At 60.5% G+C, this 17,538-nt stretch carries 15 protein-coding genes; 3 read left to right on the forward strand and 12 right to left on the reverse strand.

Annotated features, from left to right (window positions below):
* Positions 1 to 54: 54 nt before the first annotated feature.
* The 11 genes from U873_RS0101705 to U873_RS0101755 all read right to left on the reverse strand — a co-directional run bounded on the left by U873_RS0101705 (position 55) and on the right by U873_RS0101755 (position 12,364).
* Positions 55 to 729, reverse strand: a complete 675-nt coding sequence (locus U873_RS0101705) for an NADH-quinone oxidoreductase subunit B family protein (RefSeq protein WP_025126588.1) — start codon at positions 727 to 729, stop codon at positions 55 to 57.
* A 10-nt stretch (positions 730 to 739) separates the two neighbouring features.
* Positions 740 to 1,153, reverse strand: a complete 414-nt coding sequence (locus U873_RS0101710) for an NADH-quinone oxidoreductase subunit A (protein WP_011062185.1) — start codon at positions 1,151 to 1,153, stop codon at positions 740 to 742.
* A 616-nt stretch (positions 1,154 to 1,769) separates the two neighbouring features.
* Positions 1,770 to 3,095: an isocitrate lyase gene (aceA, locus tag U873_RS0101715; RefSeq protein ID WP_025126589.1), complete on the reverse strand. Its 1,326-nt coding sequence runs from the start codon at positions 3,093 to 3,095 to the stop codon at positions 1,770 to 1,772.
* Positions 3,096 to 3,607: 512 nt separating this feature from the next.
* Complete coding sequence (locus U873_RS0101720; RefSeq protein ID WP_025126590.1) at positions 3,608 to 4,363, reverse strand: secretin N-terminal domain-containing protein; 756 nt, start codon at positions 4,361 to 4,363, stop codon at positions 3,608 to 3,610.
* 177 nt (positions 4,364 to 4,540) lie between these two features.
* Positions 4,541 to 4,963 carry a GNAT family N-acetyltransferase gene (locus U873_RS0101725; RefSeq protein ID WP_025126591.1) on the reverse strand — a complete coding sequence of 141 codons (423 nt, stop codon included), beginning with the start codon at positions 4,961 to 4,963 and terminating at the stop codon, positions 4,541 to 4,543.
* Positions 4,956 to 6,122 (reverse strand): cupin domain-containing protein, encoded by a 1,167-nt coding sequence (locus U873_RS0101730; RefSeq protein WP_025126592.1) that lies wholly within the window; start codon positions 6,120 to 6,122, stop codon positions 4,956 to 4,958. The genes U873_RS0101725 and U873_RS0101730 overlap by 8 nt, the downstream gene beginning before the upstream one ends.
* Before the next feature lie 83 nt (positions 6,123 to 6,205).
* A complete protein-coding gene (purB, locus tag U873_RS0101735) occupies positions 6,206 to 7,576 on the reverse strand; it encodes an adenylosuccinate lyase (protein WP_025126593.1) in 1,371 nt (456 codons plus the stop codon).
* 129 nt (positions 7,577 to 7,705) lie between these two features.
* Positions 7,706 to 8,329, reverse strand: coding sequence for a high frequency lysogenization protein HflD (hflD, locus tag U873_RS0101740; RefSeq protein WP_025126594.1), 624 nt, complete (start codon positions 8,327 to 8,329; stop codon positions 7,706 to 7,708).
* Complete coding sequence (gene mnmA, locus U873_RS0101745; RefSeq protein ID WP_025126595.1) at positions 8,326 to 9,459, reverse strand: tRNA 2-thiouridine(34) synthase MnmA; 1,134 nt, start codon at positions 9,457 to 9,459, stop codon at positions 8,326 to 8,328. The genes hflD and mnmA overlap by 4 nt, the downstream gene beginning before the upstream one ends.
* Before the next feature lie 71 nt (positions 9,460 to 9,530).
* The gene (locus U873_RS0101750; RefSeq protein ID WP_025126596.1) at positions 9,531 to 9,977 is read right to left on the reverse strand and encodes an NUDIX hydrolase; all 447 of its coding nucleotides are present in this window, start codon (positions 9,975 to 9,977) and stop codon (positions 9,531 to 9,533) included.
* A 161-nt stretch (positions 9,978 to 10,138) separates the two neighbouring features.
* Positions 10,139 to 12,364 (reverse strand): NADP-dependent isocitrate dehydrogenase, encoded by a 2,226-nt coding sequence (locus U873_RS0101755; RefSeq protein ID WP_025126597.1) that lies wholly within the window; start codon positions 12,362 to 12,364, stop codon positions 10,139 to 10,141.
* 504 nt (positions 12,365 to 12,868) lie between these two features.
* On the opposite strand from U873_RS0101755, the gene icd reads away from it, so the two are divergent.
* Positions 12,869 to 14,125, forward strand: a complete 1,257-nt coding sequence (icd, locus tag U873_RS0101760) for an NADP-dependent isocitrate dehydrogenase (RefSeq protein ID WP_025126598.1) — start codon at positions 12,869 to 12,871, stop codon at positions 14,123 to 14,125.
* A gap of 82 nt (positions 14,126 to 14,207) precedes the next feature.
* On the opposite strand, the gene cspD is transcribed toward icd, so the two are convergent.
* Positions 14,208 to 14,465 (reverse strand): cold shock domain-containing protein CspD, encoded by a 258-nt coding sequence (gene cspD, locus U873_RS0101765; protein ID WP_043274457.1) that lies wholly within the window; start codon positions 14,463 to 14,465, stop codon positions 14,208 to 14,210.
* Between the two features lie 224 nt (positions 14,466 to 14,689).
* On the opposite strand from cspD, the gene clpS reads away from it, so the two are divergent.
* A complete protein-coding gene (clpS, locus tag U873_RS0101770; protein ID WP_011062173.1) occupies positions 14,690 to 15,052 on the forward strand; it encodes an ATP-dependent Clp protease adapter ClpS in 363 nt (120 codons plus the stop codon).
* A gap of 29 nt (positions 15,053 to 15,081) precedes the next feature.
* Positions 15,082 to 17,352 (forward strand): ATP-dependent Clp protease ATP-binding subunit ClpA, encoded by a 2,271-nt coding sequence (clpA, locus tag U873_RS0101775; protein ID WP_025126600.1) that lies wholly within the window; start codon positions 15,082 to 15,084, stop codon positions 17,350 to 17,352.
* Positions 17,353 to 17,538 lie beyond the last annotated feature (186 nt).

The raw sequence follows: 17,538 nt of genomic DNA on the forward strand, positions 1-17,538 counted from the left end.
GCTTTCGGTCAACGTAAAGAGTGAAGCCAGTGTCGTTTCGAGAACGGAGCTGGATCAGACTTCGTCAGGGCTGCGCAGGTTGGTGACCTGAATTCGCTGTTCGCGGCGCGCCTCCTTTTGCGACGGCATCTCGGCGCGATACACGCCTTGATCACCGACGACCCAGGAAAGTGGGCGACGCTCCTTGCCAATCGACTCCTGCAAAAGCATCAGGCCTTGCAGGAACGCTTCAGGGCGGGGCGGGCAGCCAGGTACGTAGACGTCCACGGGCAGGAACTTGTCCACCCCCTGAACCACGGAGTAGATGTCGTACATGCCGCCGGAGTTGGCGCACGAACCCATGGAGATGACCCACTTGGGCTCGAGCATTTGCTCGTAGAGACGCTGGATGATCGGCGCCATCTTGATGAAGCAGGTACCGGCAATAACCATGAAGTCTGCCTGACGCGGCGATGCCCGGATCACCTCGGCGCCGAAGCGCGCGATGTCGTGGGGCGCCGTGAAAGCAGTGGTCATTTCCACGTAGCAGCAGGACAGGCCGAAGTTGTACGGCCACAGGGAGTTCTTACGCCCCCAGTTGACCGCGCCGCTCAGCACGTCTTCGAGCTTGCCCATGAAGATGTTTTTGTGGACCTGATCCTCTAACGGATCGGAAACGGTTTCCCGTTCGCCGATCGGGTACTGATCGTTAGGAGCATCGGGGTCGATCCTGGTGAGATTGTATTGCATCGCCAAAGCCTCATTGTTTTAGCTTCGCCTGCCGCTTACGACGACCTTCCGGAGCCCAATCAAGAGCCCCCACCCGCCAAAGGTAGACAAGACCTGCCAACAGAATTGCTATGAAAACGAGAGCTTCGACGAATCCGGTCCAGCCGCTTTCGCGGACGGACACAGACCAGGCAAAGAGAAAGAGGGCTTCGATATCGAAGATCACGAAGAGCATCGCGACCAGATAGAATTTGGCTGAGAGCCGCAAGCGGGCGCCACCGGTAGGTAGCATGCCGGACTCGAACGGTTCGTTTTTGCTGCGGCCCCAGGCTTTTGACCCGAGGAGGCTGGAGACGCCGAGCATGAAGGCGCAAAGGCCGACAACACCCAGAAGGAAAATGGCAAAGCCCCAGTTGTGGGCCATGAGTCCTGTCGCTTCGGGCATGCTGGTAATCCTTAACAGAGAGCAAGAGTCTCTGAGCTTGATAAAGAAATAAAGCAGTGACGATATGTCGCAGCGCAATCAATCGCGCTGATTTTATGGCTAAACACCGGGCAAGTAAAATTTCTAAAGCGAAATTGTTTATCGTAATAAGGACATAGCTCACCTGCTCAGCCCCGTAAGCCGCGGCCTGCGGGCATTAGCGAGGGTTTTGTTAATTATGTTTTGTTGCGGCTGTAACGAAAGTTACATTAGCTAAATGATAATCAATATTGTTTGGACGGCTTTTTAAACTGCTTTCCTCTGGTAAGTGGGAAAGTTGCTTCTTACATGGCTGTTACTGCAAGTAGCAGGGGCGCACCTTTTAACCGGTTTGGTCTTCGATGACACCGCCCTGGATCAATGTTTTGCCGATTTTCTGCAGGTGCCGGCTGCCAGGCGTACGTTTGTGCTGCGCGAGGGGGTAGGCCTGTCAGGTTGTCGACAGGTCGATCCCGTCGATGGGGTGGGGTGGGGCAAAAAAAAACGCCCCGAACCAGTCGGGGCGTCAGCTTTACAGCAATGCAGTTGTTTTTACCGGGTCTGCATTGGCCGCTCGATCAAGGCGCGAGGCCTAGAATCAATGGAACTGCTCTTCTTCGGTGGAGCCGGTCAGGGCGGTTACCGAGGACGAACCACCCTGGATCACGGTGGTCATGTCGTCGAAGTAGCCGGTGCCCACTTCCTGCTGGTGAGCCACGAAGGTGTAGCCCTTGGCAGCGTCAGCGAACTCCTGCTCCTGCAGCTTCACGTAGGCGGTCATGTCGTTGCGGGCGTAGTCGTGCGCCAGGTTGAACATGCTGTGCCACATGTTGTGGATGCCAGCCAGGGTGATGAACTGGTGCTTGTAGCCCATGGCGGACAGTTCGCGCTGGAACTTGGCGATGGTCGCGTCGTCCAGGTTCTTCTTCCAGTTGAAGGAAGGCGAGCAGTTGTACGACAGGATCTGGTCCGGGTATTCCTTCTTGATCGCTTCGGCAAAGCGGCGGGCTTCGTCCAGGTCCGGCTTGGCGGTTTCGCACCAGATCAGGTCGGCGTACGGAGCGTAAGCCAGGCCGCGGGCAATTGCCTGGTCCAGGCCGGCTTTGACTTTGTAGAAGCCTTCCTGGGTACGGGTGCCAGTCACGAATGGCTGGTCGTACGGGTCGCAGTCGGAAGTCAGCAGGTCCGCAGCGTTGGCGTCGGTACGGGCCAGGATGATGGTCGGTACACCGGCAACGTCGGCCGCCAGACGAGCAGCGGTGAGCTTCTGTACGGCTTCCTGGGTCGGAACCAGCACCTTGCCGCCCATGTGGCCGCATTTTTTCACCGAAGCCAGTTGGTCTTCGAAGTGAACGCCGGCGGCGCCTGCCTCGATCATGCTCTTCATCAGCTCGTAGGCGTTCAGCACGCCGCCGAAGCCGGCTTCGGCGTCAGCCACGATTGGCGCGAAGTAATCGATGTAGCCGTCGTCGCCCGGGTTCTTGCCGGCTTTCCACTGGATCTGGTCGGCGCGACGGAACGAGTTGTTGATGCGCTTGACCACGGTTGGAACCGAGTCCACCGGGTACAGCGACTGGTCTGGGTACATGGATTCGGCGGAGTTGTTGTCCGCAGCCACTTGCCAGCCGGACAGGTAGATTGCCTGGATGCCGGCTTTGACCTGTTGCACAGCCTGGCCGCCGGTCAGGGCGCCCATGCAGTTGACGAAGTCTTTCTCAGGACGGAAGGACGGCTTGGCGCCTTGGGTGACCAGGTTCCAGAGCTTCTCGGCGCCCATGCGTGCCAGGGTGTGCTCGGGCTGAACCGAGCCACGCAGACGAACCACGTCGGCAGCGGAATAAGTGCGAGTCACGCCTTTCCAGCGCGGGTTTTCAGCCCAGTCTTTTTCAAGGGCTGCAATTTGCTGTTCGCGTGTCAGTGCCATGGAGATAAACCTCGTCGCGTCTTGTGTAAAAAGTCGTTCTTGGGCGGAAAATTCCGGCTCGCCACTTACGCAGGTGAAAAGTGCGTAGAAGGCTGCTCGCTGACCAGGAAGCTTAGGCGGCCAAGTCGGGTTTGGCGGGGATGGCGACGGGTGAACGATGGGCTCGAGGAGGAGAGTGAGCAGGTGAAGGCGAGCTGCGGGCGCATTCCGGCGTCGTGGGCCTTCATACGTTCCATCAGTGTGTTGCCGATCGACCTAATTACGCTTCCGTCCCTCGGGACAACTTCGTTCCAGTCGCAATCTCGTCAAACACACCTTGTGGGCGGTACAGACACGAATCGGCTCAGGCGGGTAGGTTAGAGCGCGATCCGAAGGCCCTTGCCAGGGCCCCTGATTAGCGGGAGCGAGGCCATCATGCCCGCGGTTTTTTGGCTCGTCAAATGTTTTGTAGTGCTTTTTTTGCAGCACTACATCTTTGGTCTAATACGACTTATCAGTCAGTTTTTGGTGCTTTAGTCCAGGGTGTCGACCTTGACCCGCAAGGTCATGTCATCCCGGCCCTGGGTCGAGTAACTGCGGCCAAGCCCCTGTTTATCGGCCTGGGTCTGGCGATTGACACCGGCCAGGGTAATCCACTCGCCGAGGCGGCCGCTGACGCTTGTGTCGGTGCTTTGCACGTTCACTACATCGGGACGTTCCTGGCTCATCCGGTCACGGTTGGTACTGATGCTCAGGTGCACGGTCTCGCCGGTCACGCTGGCAGTGACGTAGAAGCCCTGGGTGACGTTGCGGTACTGGGTCTGGTTCTGCAGCCGCCCGTAGGGATCGGTCTGGGTGGTGGTGAGCGGCACGCTCTGGCCGACCTGGATCAGTGCCGGCACGCCCTCGCTGGCCTGGATCTGCTGAATGCCGCCGTCGCGGCTTTCGGTGCTGCGATTGATGATGCGGGTCTGAGGCGCGCCATTGACCGAGTAGCCCTGGTTGTCCTGGAAATTGTTTTCATTGGTGTCGACAGTGATCAGCAGGCGTTTGGCGGCGGTGTCCAGCTGGGCGATGAAGGCTCGCAGTTCGGCGATCTTCTCCGGTTCGGCGTTGACGATCAGTTGGTTGCCGTAGGCGCTGACCTTGCCGTCCTTGCCAAGGAAGTTCTGCGCCACCGGCAGCAGATCGGCACTGGTGCGGTTGTTGAGGGGCACGATCTCGGTGGCGGCCATGACCGCGCAGCTGAAAGTCAGCAGCAGCGTCGTGAGCAAGGTGCGTAGGGACATATCCGTTATCTCCGCGAATAGCTGGGGTAAAGCCTTGAGTTTGACACTTTGTCGGCGCGCAGTGGGGCAAGTTGAATGGCGGATGGCAAAACGCCCCAGCGCCCTGAACTCCAGCCTAGTTGGCTGAGGTCCAGGGCGCTGGGGCGTTTTATCCAACGCGTGGCTCGGGCACTCGGGTCAGGCGCCGCGCACCATGTCGACGTGAGGAATCCCGGCTTCGAGGAATTCCTGGCTGACAATCGAGAAGCCCAGGCGCTCGTAGAACGGCGTGGCCTGAACCTGGGCGCTGAGCATCTGTTGCTGCAGGCCGCGCTTCTCGGCTTCGTCGATCACCGCACGCATCAGTGCGTCGCCAACCTTGAGGCCGCGCCAGTCCTTGAGTACCGAGACCCGGCCGATATGCCCGTCGGGCAGCAGGCGCGCGGTACCGATAGGGAAATCACCCTCGAAGGCCAGGAAGTGCACGGCGCTGTCGTCGTCGGCATCCCATTCCAGTTCGGGCGGTACTGCCTGCTCGGCAATGAACACCGCTTCACGAATGCGCCGGATCTCGGCGTTGTCCTTTTGCCAGTCTGCGACACGTACGCGAATCTTATTCATCGGCAAACCCCAGGCTCCCTTGCTTGACCAGTTCACACAGCAGGCTGCGCCCATCGTCATCCGCCAGCCAGGAGCCGAGGTTGTCGACATGCAGGGCATCGGCCGCGCAAACCATTTTCAACAGTTCACGCAGTTTACCGGGAAGCAGGCGACTTTGGCCGCTGGCGAACAGCAACAGGTCGTCATCGACCTCGGACCAGGCCAGGCGCGCGCTCGGGTTGCGGATCAGCACCGCACCCTGTTCCAGGCCGGCCAGCAGGTCTTCCTCTTCCAGTTCCGGCCCTACCACCAGCTCCGGGTAGCGCGGCTCGGTCATGAACTGGCCAAACCAGGTCAGCAGCAGGCGCTCGTCGCTCATGTGCTCGGCCAGCAGAGCCTTGAGGCGGTCCAGGGCATCGTGCTGGATCTGGTGCGGATCGCTGACCGGCTGGGCGTCGGCGTCGGTGTAGCGCTCTTCGTCGGACAGGAACTGGCTGAGGAAGTCGGTGAAGTGGGTCAGCACCTCAGAGGCGCTTGGGGCACGGAAGCCCACCGAGTAAGTCATGCAGTCGTTAACCGCAACGCCACAGTGGGCCAGGCGCGGAGGCAGGTAGAGCATGTCACCCGGCTCCAGGACCCAGCCTTCGGTTTCTTCGAACTCGGCGAGAATGCGCAGGTCCGCGTGCTGCAGCAGCGGGCTCTCGGAATCGCACATCTGGCCGATCTTCCAGTTGCGCTTGCCATGGCCCTGCAGCAGGAACACGTCGTAGTTGTCGAAGTGCGGGCCGACGCTGCCACCAGGGGCGGCGAAGCTGATCATCACATCGTCGACGCGCCAGCTCGGCAGGAAGCGGAAGTGCTCCAGCAGCTCGGCGACTTCCGGGACGAACTGGTCCACGGCCTGCACCAGCAGGGTCCAGTCGCGTTCCGGCAGCTTGCTGAACTCGTCTTCGGCGAACGGGCCGCGGCGCAGCTCCCAGGGGCGTTCACCGTTCTCGATCACCAGGCGTGATTCGACTTCTTCTTCCAGGGCCAGGCCGGCCAGTTCGTCGGCATCGATCGGGCTTTCGAAGTCGGGCATCGCCTGGCGGACCAGCAAGGGTTTCTTCTGCCAATAGTCACGCAGGAATTCTCGCGCGGTGAGGCCACCCAGAAGTTGCAGAGGAGTATCAGGATTCATGTGTAACCTATTGAAAAAGTGTACTTTTCTAGCAGGAATAAAAACGCCCGGCGCGGCCGGGCGTCAAAAGGTCGAGCAATCGGTCAGATGCGCTTGGCCTGGGCCACGGCGTTGCCGATGTAGCTGGCCGGGGTCAGTTGCTTGAGCTCGGCCTTGGCCTCGGCAGGCATGTCCAGCCCGTCGATGAAAGTCTGCAGCGCTTCAGGGCTGATGCCCTTGCCGCGGGTCAGTTCCTTGAGTTTCTCGTAGGGGTTTTCGATGTTGTAGCGGCGCATCACGGTCTGGATCGGCTCGGCCAGCACTTCCCAGCAGGCGTCCAGGTCGGCAGCGATTTTCTGCTCGTTCAGTTCCAGCTTGCTGATGCCCTTGAGGCTGGCCTCGTAGGCGATGACGCTGTGGGCGAAACCAACGCCCAGATTGCGCAGCACGGTGGAGTCGGTCAGGTCGCGCTGCCAGCGGGAGATCGGCAGTTTGCTCGCCAGGTGCTGGAACAGCGCGTTGGCGATACCCAGGTTGCCTTCGGAGTTTTCGAAGTCGATCGGGTTGACCTTGTGCGGCATGGTCGAGGAACCGATCTCGCCGGCAATGGTGCGCTGCTTGAAATAGCCCAGGGAGATGTAGCCCCAGATATCGCGATCGAAGTCGATCAGGATGGTGTTGAAGCGGGCGATGGCATCGAACAGCTCGGCGATGTAGTCGTGAGGTTCGATCTGGGTGGTGTAGGGGTTGAAGGCCAGGCCCAGCTCGTCTTCGATGAAGGCGCGGGCGTTGGCTTCCCAGTCGATCTGCGGGTAGGCCGACAGGTGGGCGTTGTAGTTGCCCACGGCGCCGTTGATCTTGCCCAGCAGCGGCACGGCGGCCACCTGGGCGATCTGGCGCTCAAGACGATAAACCACGTTGGCCAGCTCTTTGCCCAGGGTGGTCGGCGAAGCCGGCTGGCCGTGGGTGCGCGAGAGCATCGGCACTTCGGCGAAGCGGATCGCCAGTTCGCGGATGGCGTTGGCGGTCTGGCGCATCAGGGGCAGCATCACCTCATCACGGCCTTCGCGCAGCATCAGGGCGTGGGACAGGTTGTTGATGTCCTCGCTGGTGCAGGCAAAGTGGATGAATTCACTGACGTTGGCCAGCTCAGGCAGCTTGGCAGCTTGTTCCTTGAGCAGGTACTCGATGGCCTTGACGTCGTGGTTGGTGGTGCGCTCGATCTCTTTGACGCGCTCGGCGTGCTCCAGGGAGAAGTTCTCCGCCAGGGCATTGAGGACGGCGTTGGCTTCGGCGGAAAACGCCGGCACTTCGCTGATGGCGCTGTGGGCGGCCAGGCGCTGGAGCCAGCGCACTTCAACCAGAACGCGGGCACGGATCAGGCCGTACTCGCTGAAAATAGGGCGCAGGGCCTGGGTTTTGCCGGCGTAGCGGCCGTCAACAGGGGAAACCGCAGTGAGCGAAGAGAGCTGCATGGGGTGTTCTCGGACAGTCGGGCAACGAAATGGGGCGCGTATCATACATGAAAATATCCGCCGGTCCGTTGCCAACTGACCAGCGTCTTACGCGCAGCTCTTGAAAAAAGCAGGTAGAGCCAGCGCAGCTCAGCTGCTGCGCATCAATGGATAGAGTTCTTTGAGCAATTTGCGCCGGCTGATCACCAGTTGCCAGCGATGCCCGCCCAGCTGGCGCCACAGGCGTGCCGAGCGGATGCCGGCCAAGAGCAGGGCGCGGATCTTCGACGCGTTGCTCGGCTGCTGCAGGTTGCGCATGTCGCCGTGCACCTGGATGCGTTGGCGCAGGGTGCTCAGGGTGTCCTGGTATAGGCCGCCACAGGCCGCGATCACATTTTCATGGGCGGGGCCGAAGTGTTCCACCTGGGATTGGATCTGCGGCAGGCGCTTGCCGATGGTCTCCAGCAGGTCCTCGCGCTTGGCCAGTTGGCGCTCCAGGCCGAGCATCGACAGGGCGTAGCGCAGTGGCTCGCGTTGCAGGGTGCTGGGGTCGCGTTCCAAGGCGCCGATCAGGGCCCGGTAGCCTTCGCGCAGGTTGATGTCGTCACCGCCGTAGACTTCCAGGGTGTCCTTCGGATCGCGGATCAGCAGGCTGCCGAGCATGCAGCTCAGGGCTGCCTCGCTGACCTGGCCGGTCTTGGCGATGCGGTCCACCAGGACTGCGGCCAAAAATACCCCGCCCAGCGCCGTCAGTTGCTCCTGAATCGGGCTCATGGACGCACGTCCTTGCTGCTCCAGGGCTCGGCCACTTCGATCACACCGCCGCCGAGACAGACTTCGCCGTCGTAGAACACCACGGACTGGCCGGGGGTCACCGCCCGCTGCGGGTCGTCGAAGGTGGCGCGGTAGCCGCTGGCGGTCCGTTCCAGGGTGCAGGGCTGATCGCTCTGGCGGTAGCGCACCTTGGCGGTCAGGCGGCGTGGCTGGTCGAGGTCGATCGGGTTGACCCAGTAGATTTCCGAAGCCAGCAGGGCGCGGGAGAACAGCCAGGGGTGATCATTGCCTTGGCCAACGATCAGCTCGTTGTGCTCCAGGTCCTTGATCAGCACGTACCACGGCTCGTCGCTGGCGTCCTTCAGGCCGCCGATGCCCAGGCCCTGGCGCTGGCCGATGGTGTGGTACATCAGGCCGTGGTGGCGGCCGATGACTTCACCTTCAGTGGTCTTGATCTCGCCAGGCTGGGCCGGCAGGTACTGCTTGAGGAAGTCGCTGAAGCGCCGCTCACCGATAAAGCAGATGCCGGTGGAGTCCTTCTTCTTCGCGGTGGCCAGTTCGTACTTCTCGGCGATGGCACGCACCTCGGGCTTTTCCAGTTCGCCGACGGGGAACAGGGTCTTGGCGATCTGTTCGCCACCAACGGCGTGCAGGAAGTAGCTCTGGTCCTTGTTCGGGTCCAGGCCCTTGAGCAGTTCGGTGCGGCCATCGATGTCGCGGCGGCGCACGTAGTGGCCGGTTGCGATCAGGTCGGCGCCGAGCATCAGGGCGTAGTCGAGGAACGCCTTGAACTTGATTTCGCGGTTGCACAGGATGTCCGGGTTCGGCGTGCGCCCAGCCTTGTATTCAGCCAGGAAGTGCTCGAACACGTTGTCCCAGTACTCGGCGGCAAAGTTGGCAGTGTGCAGCTTGATGCCGATCTTGTCGCACACAGCCTGGGCGTCCGCGAGGTCGTCCATGGCGGTGCAGTATTCCGTTCCGTCGTCTTCCTCCCAGTTCTTCATGAACAGGCCTTCCACCTGGTATCCCTGCTCCATCAGCAGGAGGGCGGAAACGGAAGAATCCACGCCGCCGGACATGCCGACGATGACGCGCTTCTTTTGGGTGTCAGAAGGGGCTGGATCACGCATAGGAATTCAATGGGTGTCTTGAAAAAGGACGCGATTCTAACAGGCTGAGGCCCGCAAGGCTAAAACTGCGGTTAAAGCGACGGACGGATCAGCGCCAGGCTGTGCAGTTGGCCGTCCAGGTAATCGTCCAGGCACTGCAGGATCAGCTCGCTGCGCCAGTTGGCCCGCTGCTCCAGCAGCTCGCTGCGGCTCAGCCAGCGCGGACCGATGATGCCGTCGTCCAGTTGATAGTCCGGACGCTGGCGCAATGGCTTGGCGGCAAAGCACACGCGCTGGTAGGTGACGCCATTGCTCGGGGCGGTGTAGAGGTAGATGCCGACCACGCCGGTCAATTCCACGTCCCAGCCGGTTTCTTCCAGGGTTTCACGCACGGCCGCCTGAAGCAGGCTTTCATTGGCATCCAGGTGCCCGGCGGGCTGGTTGAGCACGGCTTGTTCGCCCTGATACTCCTCGACGAACAGGAAGCGACCCTGGTCCTCGACGATGGTGGCGACGGTGATGTGAGGTTGCCATTCCATAAAGGCACTCCTTCATAAAGGAAGAGCATTGTAGGAGCCGGCTTGCCGGCGAAGCGAGCGCCGCATATTGGGCGTGGGGGCATTCGCCGGCAAGCCGGCTGCTACAGGCTTTATAAGCACAAACCCCGGCGCGGGGCCGGGGTTTGTGTGTTCGGTGGTGCTTACACCAGCGCAGCGATGGCTGCGTTGAGGGTGGCGCTCGGGCGCATGGCCTGGCTCACCAGCTCCGGGTTGGCGCTGTAGTAGCCACCGATGTCCACGGGCTTGCCCTGTACGGCGTTGAGCTCGGCAACGATGGTCGCCTCGTTCTCGGTCAGGGTCTTGGCCAGGGTGCTGAACTGCGCTTGCAGGGCAGCGTCCTCGGTCTGGGCGGCCAGGGCTTGAGCCCAGTACAGCGCCAGGTAGAAGTGGCTGCCGCGGTTGTCGATGTTGCCGACCTTGCGCGATGGCGACTTGTTGTTGTCGAGGAACTGGCCGGTGGCCTGGTCCAGGGTCTTGGCCAGTACCAGGGCCTTGGCGTTGTTGTAGGTGTTGCCCAGGTGCTCCAGGGAAGCGGCCAGGGCCAGGAACTCACCCAGGGAGTCCCAGCGCAGGAAGTTCTCTTCCAGCAGCTGCTGCACGTGTTTCGGAGCCGAACCGCCGGCGCCGGTTTCGAACAGGCCGCCACCGTTCATCAGCGGCACGATCGACAGCATCTTGGCGCTGGTGCCCAGTTCCATGATCGGGAACAGGTCGGTCAGGTAGTCGCGCAGGACGTTGCCGGTTACCGAGATGGTGTCCTTGCCTTCGCGGGTGCGGGCCAGGGTGAACTTCATGGCGTCGACCGGAGACATGATGCGGATGTCCAGGCCGCTGGTGTCGTGATCCTTCAGGTAAGCCTGGACTTTCTCGATCATCACGCCGTCATGGGCGCGCATCGGGTCCAGCCAGAAGATCGCCGGGGTGCTGCTGGCGCGAGCACGGTTGACGGCCAGCTTGACCCAGTCCTGGATCGGCGCGTCTTTGGTCTGGCACATGCGGAAGATGTCGCCGGCTTCGACTTTCTGCTCCAGCAGCAGGCTGCCTTTGCTGTCGGTGACGCGAACCACGCCGTCAGCCTTGATTTCGAAAGTCTTGTCGTGGGAGCCGTACTCTTCGGCTTTCTTGGCCATCAGGCCAACGTTCGGCACGCTGCCCATGGTGGTTGGATCGAAGGCGCCATTGGCTTTGCAGTCTTCGATCACGGCCTGGTAGATGGTGGCGTAGCAACGGTCCGGGATCACCGCCTTGGTGTCGTGCAGCTGGCCGTCGGTGCCCCACATCTTGCCGGAGTCACGGATCATGGCTGGCATCGAGGCGTCGACGATCACGTCGCTCGGTACGTGCAGGTTGGTGATGCCTTTGTCGGAGTTGACCATGGCCAGGGCCGGGCGGGCAGCGTAGACGGCCTGGATGTCGGCTTCGATGGCAGCTTGCTGGTCGGCCGGCAGGGCCTTGATGCGGGCGTACAGGTCGCCGATGCCGTTGTTCAGGTTGAAGCCGATTTCCTTGAGCACGGCAGCGTGCTTGGTCAGGGCGTCCTGATAGAACTCGGCAACGATCTGGCCGAACATGATCGGGTCGGAAACCTTCATCATGGTGGCTTTGAGGTGTACCGACAGCAGCACGCCTTGTTGCTTGGCGCTTTCGATTTCAGCGGCGATGAAGGCGCGCAGGGCCTTTTTGCTCATCACGGCGCAATCGAGGATCTCGCCGGCTTGCACGGCGGTCTTTTCCTTCAGTACGGTGGCAGTGCCGTCTTGAGCGATCAGCTCGATCTTGACGCTGTCAGCGGCGTCGATCAGGGCAGCCTTCTCGCTGCCGTAGAAGTCGCCATTGTTCATGTGGGCAATGTGCGACTTGGAGTCCTTGGCCCAGGCGCCCATCTTGTGCGGGTGCTTGCGCGCATAGTTCTTCACCGACAGCGGAGCGCGGCGGTCGGAGTTGCCTTCACGCAGGACCGGGTTCACGGCGCTGCCCTTGACCTTGTCGTAACGCGCCTTGGCGTCCTTGTCGGCATCGCTGGTAACGGTTTCCGGGTAGTCCGGCAGGGCGTAGCCCAGGGCCTGCAGCTCTTTGATCGCGGCTTGCAGTTGTGGGGCCGAGGCGCTGATGTTCGGCAGCTTGATGATGTTGGCTTCTGGGGTGACCGCCAGCTCGCCCAGTTCGGCGAGGTGGTCCGGCACCGCTTTGGCACCCAACTGCTCGGGGAAGCTGGCGAGGATGCGCCCGGCAAGGGAGATGTCACGGGTTTCCACGGCGATATCAGCCGAAGCGGTGAAGGCTTCTACGATAGGCAGCAGGGAATAGGTGGCGAGGGCCGGGGCTTCGTCGGTGAAGGTATAGATGATCTTCGAGCGGGTGGGCATATTCGGATTAACTCTCTTCTTTGCTAAAGCGTGCGCAGAAACTCGAGGTGCGCCGGGTAAGCGCTTTCGTTCAAAGGTCGTCCATGAGCCGAATGTCGAGGTTTCTTCGCGGTGATGTTGGGTGCATCAGTCGAGCGTCAAGCGGGTGGGCTGTGGTAGCAGCCCGGCTTTGGGCGGCCAGTCTCGGCTAGTTTTTTCGGTAGCAGAGCGGTTCGGCCGTCGTGACTCTGTGGTCAGCGGCGGCATTATACATAGGTAGCTAGCAAAACGCCGATGCTTCATGGGCACCGGTTCTCGTCCATTGGTCTAAAGGTCGCAGGCAGGGGGCAGGCGTAGAGTCGTTCGAGGTGCTCGATTTTGGCACTTTTCCCTTTGCTTTCAGGCTTGTAGGCCGCGAACTGCGCAGCTTTGCGGTCGATGAGTGGAACATGAGGTTCCCGTCCAGATTCAACTGGGTTACGCTCGAACGCAGCCAGATGTTCAATCCACACAACGGAGTTCAGCATGGGATACAAGAAGATTCAGGTTCCAGCAGTCGGCGACAAAATCACCGTCAACGCAGACCATTCTCTCAATGTTCCTAACAATCCGATTATCCCTTTCATCGAAGGCGACGGTATTGGCGTTGATATCAGCCCGGTCATGATCAAGGTTGTCGATGCTGCGGTTAAGAAGGCTTACGGCGGCGAACGCAAGATTTCCTGGATGGAAGTGTATGCCGGGGAAAAGGCGACTCAAGTGTACGACCAGGACACCTGGCTTCCTCAGGAAACCCTGGACGCAGTGAAGGATTACGTGGTTTCGATCAAGGGCCCGCTGACCACTCCGGTCGGTGGCGGCATCCGTTCCCTGAACGTGGCCCTGCGTCAGCAGCTGGATCTCTATGTGTGCCTGCGCCCGGTGCGCTGGTTCGAAGGCGTGCCCAGCCCGGTGAAGAAGCCTGGCGACGTGGACATGACCATCTTCCGTGAAAACTCCGAAGACATTTACGCTGGCATCGAGTGGAAAGCCGGCTCGGCGGAAGCGACCAAGGTCATCAAGTTCCTTAAAGAAGAAATGGGCGTCACCAAGATCCGTTTCGACGAGAACTGCGGTATCGGCGTCAAGCCGGTTTCCCTGCAGGGCACCAAGCGTCTGGCGCGCAAGGCGCTGCAATATGTAGTGGACAACGACCGTGACTCGCTGACCATCGTGCACAAAGGCAACATCATGAAGTTCACCGAAGGTGCCTTCAAGGAATGGGCCTATGAAGTGGCGGCCGAAGAGTTCGGTGCGACCCTGCTGGATGGCGGTCCGTGGATGCAGTTCAAGAACCCGAGAACCGGCAAGAACGTCATCGTCAAGGACGCCATCGCCGACGCCATGCTCCAGCAGATCCTGCTGCGCCCGGCCGAATACGATGTGATCGCCACCCTCAACCTCAACGGTGACTACCTGTCCGACGCCTTGGCGGCGGAAGTGGGCGGCATCGGTATCGCGCCGGGTGCCAACCTGTCCGACACCGTGGCCATGTTCGAGGCCACCCACGGCACCGCGCCGAAGTACGCTGGCAAGGACCAGGTGAACCCGGGGTCGCTGATCCTCTCGGCCGAGATGATGCTGCGTCACATGGGCTGGACCGAAGCCGCGGACCTGATCATCAAGGGCACCAACGGCGCGATCTCGGCCAAGACCGTGACCTATGACTTCGAGCGTCTGATGCAGGGTGCGACCCTGTTGTCGTCGTCGGCGTTCGGCGATGCGCTGATCTCGCACATGTAAGCGGTTGATTCACGCACAAAGCAAACCGGCCGACTCAATCCCTTGAGTCGGCCGGTTTTTTAATGACTGGATGTTGGGTCAATCAGCTCAAGGCGCCCTCAGGCTGTACCTCGGCAGTCACGATTTCGCCGGGAACCTTCAAGGCGCTGATGTTGACCGCGTGCAGGCCCTTGGGGCCCTGGATGATCTCGAAGCTCACAGCCTGTCCGGCTTTCAAGGTCTTGTAGCCATCCATTTCGATGGCCGAGTAATGGGCAAACAGATCATCGCTTTTGCCCTCCTCATTAATAAAGCCGTACCCCTTGGCATTGTTGAACCACTTGACCTTACCGCTAGCCATACTCATATCCCTCTGCAACTGACTCCATCACTGGAGTATCATCCAGTTCATCCGCCGACAAACTTGGTAAAAAGGTTGACGCCGCGGACGTTTATTACCCAATGTGGGCCCTATTGGTTGTAACACCGTTTTGCCGATAGTCAAGGTGACCCGGCGGTCGGAGTTGAATTCCTTCCAGGGCGCCCCCACCACTGTATTTGCACAACTGACGAACCTTTCTTTCCATGCATGCAATCAGCCAGATTCGACTAACATTCAATCAGGATCGCCCGGACTTGCACGACGACGATTCCGCTGGTTTGGCGGTACAGGAGGCCAAGCCTGCGTTACAGGCACCGCCAATGTACAAGGTGGTTTTGTTCAACGATGACTACACCCCGATGGATTTCGTCGTCGAAGTGCTCGAGATGTTTTTTAACCTGAATCGCGAGCTGGCGACCAAGGTCATGCTGGCCGTCCATACCGAAGGGCGGGCAGTGTGTGGATTGTTTACCCGCGACATCGCCGAGACCAAGGCCATGCAGGTCAACCAGTACGCCCGGGAAAGCCAGCATCCGCTACTCTGTGAAATCGAGAAGGACGGTTAACGCCGACCACTTGGGTATGAGGTGAAGCTATGTTAAACCGCGAGCTCGAAGTCACCCTCAATCTCGCCTTCAAGGAGGCCCGCTCGAAGCGTCATGAATTCATGACTGTCGAGCACCTCCTGTTGGCTCTTTTGGATAATGAGGCCGCCGCCACTGTTTTACGTGCCTGCGGAGCCAACCTCGACAAACTCAAGCACGACCTGCAGGAGTTCATCGACTCCACCACGCCATTGATCCCCGTTCATGACGAAGATCGCGAGACTCAGCCAACCCTGGGTTTCCAGCGTGTACTGCAACGTGCTGTCTTTCATGTACAGAGCTCGGGCAAGCGTGAAGTCACCGGCGCCAATGTGCTGGTAGCCATCTTCAGTGAGCAAGAGAGCCAGGCGGTGTTCCTGCTGAAACAGCAGAGCGTTGCCCGAATTGACGTGGTCAATTACATCGCCCATGGCATCTCCAAGGTGCCGGGGCATGGTGATCATTCCGAAGGTGAGCAGGATATGCAGGACGAAGAGGGCGGCGAATCGTCTTCTTCGAGCAATCCACTGGATGCCTACGCCAGCAACCTCAATGAACTGGCCCGTCAGGGGCGCATTGATCCGCTGGTCGGGCGCGAGCAGGAGGTTGAGCGCGTAGCGCAGATCCTCGCTCGTCGGCGCAAGAACAACCCGCTGCTGGTGGGTGAGGCGGGCGTGGGCAAGACGGCCATTGCCGAAGGCCTGGCCAAGCGTATCGTCGACAACCAGGTGCCCGACCTGTTGACCAACAGTGTCGTGTATTCGCTGGATCTCGGTGCCTTGCTGGCGGGTACCAAGTACCGCGGCGACTTCGAGAAGCGCTTCAAGGCGCTGCTGGGCGAATTGAAGAAGCGCCCCCAGGCAATCCTGTTCATCGATGAAATCCATACCATCATCGGCGCCGGTGCGGCTTCCGGTGGGGTGATGGATGCCTCGAACCTGCTCAAGCCGCTGCTGTCCTCGGGTGATATCCGTTGCATCGGTTCGACCACCTTCCAGGAATTCCGTGGCATTTTCGAGAAGGATCGGGCCCTGGCTCGACGCTTCCAGAAAGTCGACGTGTCCGAACCTTCGGTCGAGGACACCATCGGTATCCTGCGCGGACTCAAGGGGCGTTTCGAGGCCCATCACAACATCGAATACAGTGATGAGGCGCTGCGCGCTGCGGCGGAACTGGCTTCGCGCTATATCAATGACCGGCATATGCCGGACAAGGCCATCGACGTCATCGACGAGGCGGGTGCCTACCAGCGTCTGCAACCAGCCGAGAAGCGCGTGAAGCGCATCGAGGTGGCTCAGGTCGAGGACATTGTGGCGAAGATCGCGCGTATTCCACCGAAGCACGTCACCAGTTCCGACAAGGAGCTGCTGCGCAACCTTGAGCGCGACCTCAAGCTGACGGTGTTTGGTCAGGACGCGGCGATCGATTCGCTGTCGACGGCGATCAAGCTGTCTCGCGCCGGGCTCAAGTCGCCGGACAAACCGGTCGGCTCCTTCCTGTTCGCCGGTCCCACCGGTGTCGGCAAGACCGAGGCGGCGCGGCAACTGGCCAAGGCCATGGGGATCGAGCTGGTGCGCTTCGACATGTCCGAGTACATGGAGCGGCACACCGTTTCGCGCCTGATCGGTGCGCCTCCCGGCTATGTCGGTTTCGACCAGGGTGGCCTGCTGACCGAGGCCATCACCAAGCAGCCGCACTGTGTGCTGTTGCTCGATGAGATCGAGAAGGCCCACCCGGAAGTCTTCAACCTGCTGCTGCAGGTGATGGACCACGGTACCCTGACCGACAACAACGGGCGCAAGGCGGATTTTCGCAACGTGATCGTCATCATGACCACCAACGCCGGTGCTGAAACCGCGGCGCGAGCCTCCATCGGTTTCACTCATCAGGATCACTCTTCCGATGCCATGGAAGTGATCAAGAAGAGTTTCACTCCGGAGTTCCGCAACCGCCTGGACACCATTATCCAGTTCGGTCGCCTGAGCCACGAAGTGATCAAGAGCGTGGTGGACAAGTTCCTTACCGAGCTTCAGGCGCAGTTGGAAGACAAGCGCGTGCAGCTGGAAGTGACCGATGCCGCTCGCAGCTGGCTGGCCGCTGGTGGTTACGACGTGACCATGGGCGCGCGTCCGATGGCACGCTTGATCCAGGACAAGATCAAGCGTCCATTGGCCGAAGAGATCCTGTTTGGCGAGTTGTCCGACCATGGCGGTGTGGTGCACATCGACATCAAGGACGGCGAACTGACCTTCGATTTCGAAACCACGGCGGAGATGGCTTGATAGCCGCGTAACGCAGCAGTACCGCCAAAGGCACCGGAGGGTGCCTTTGTGCTGTCTGGGGTTTGCTCGGCTTGCGAGCCTTGCACCTTCGCAGGGAGGGGCCGGATTGCAGGAGCCGGCTTGCCGGCGAACAGGCCTTCACGCCTTGCACCGTTCTTGAGCTTGAAGTCGCTGGCAAACCAGCTG

The sequence above is a fragment of the Pseudomonas sp. PH1b genome (assembly GCF_000633395.1).
Taxonomy (GTDB): domain Bacteria; phylum Pseudomonadota; class Gammaproteobacteria; order Pseudomonadales; family Pseudomonadaceae; genus Aquipseudomonas.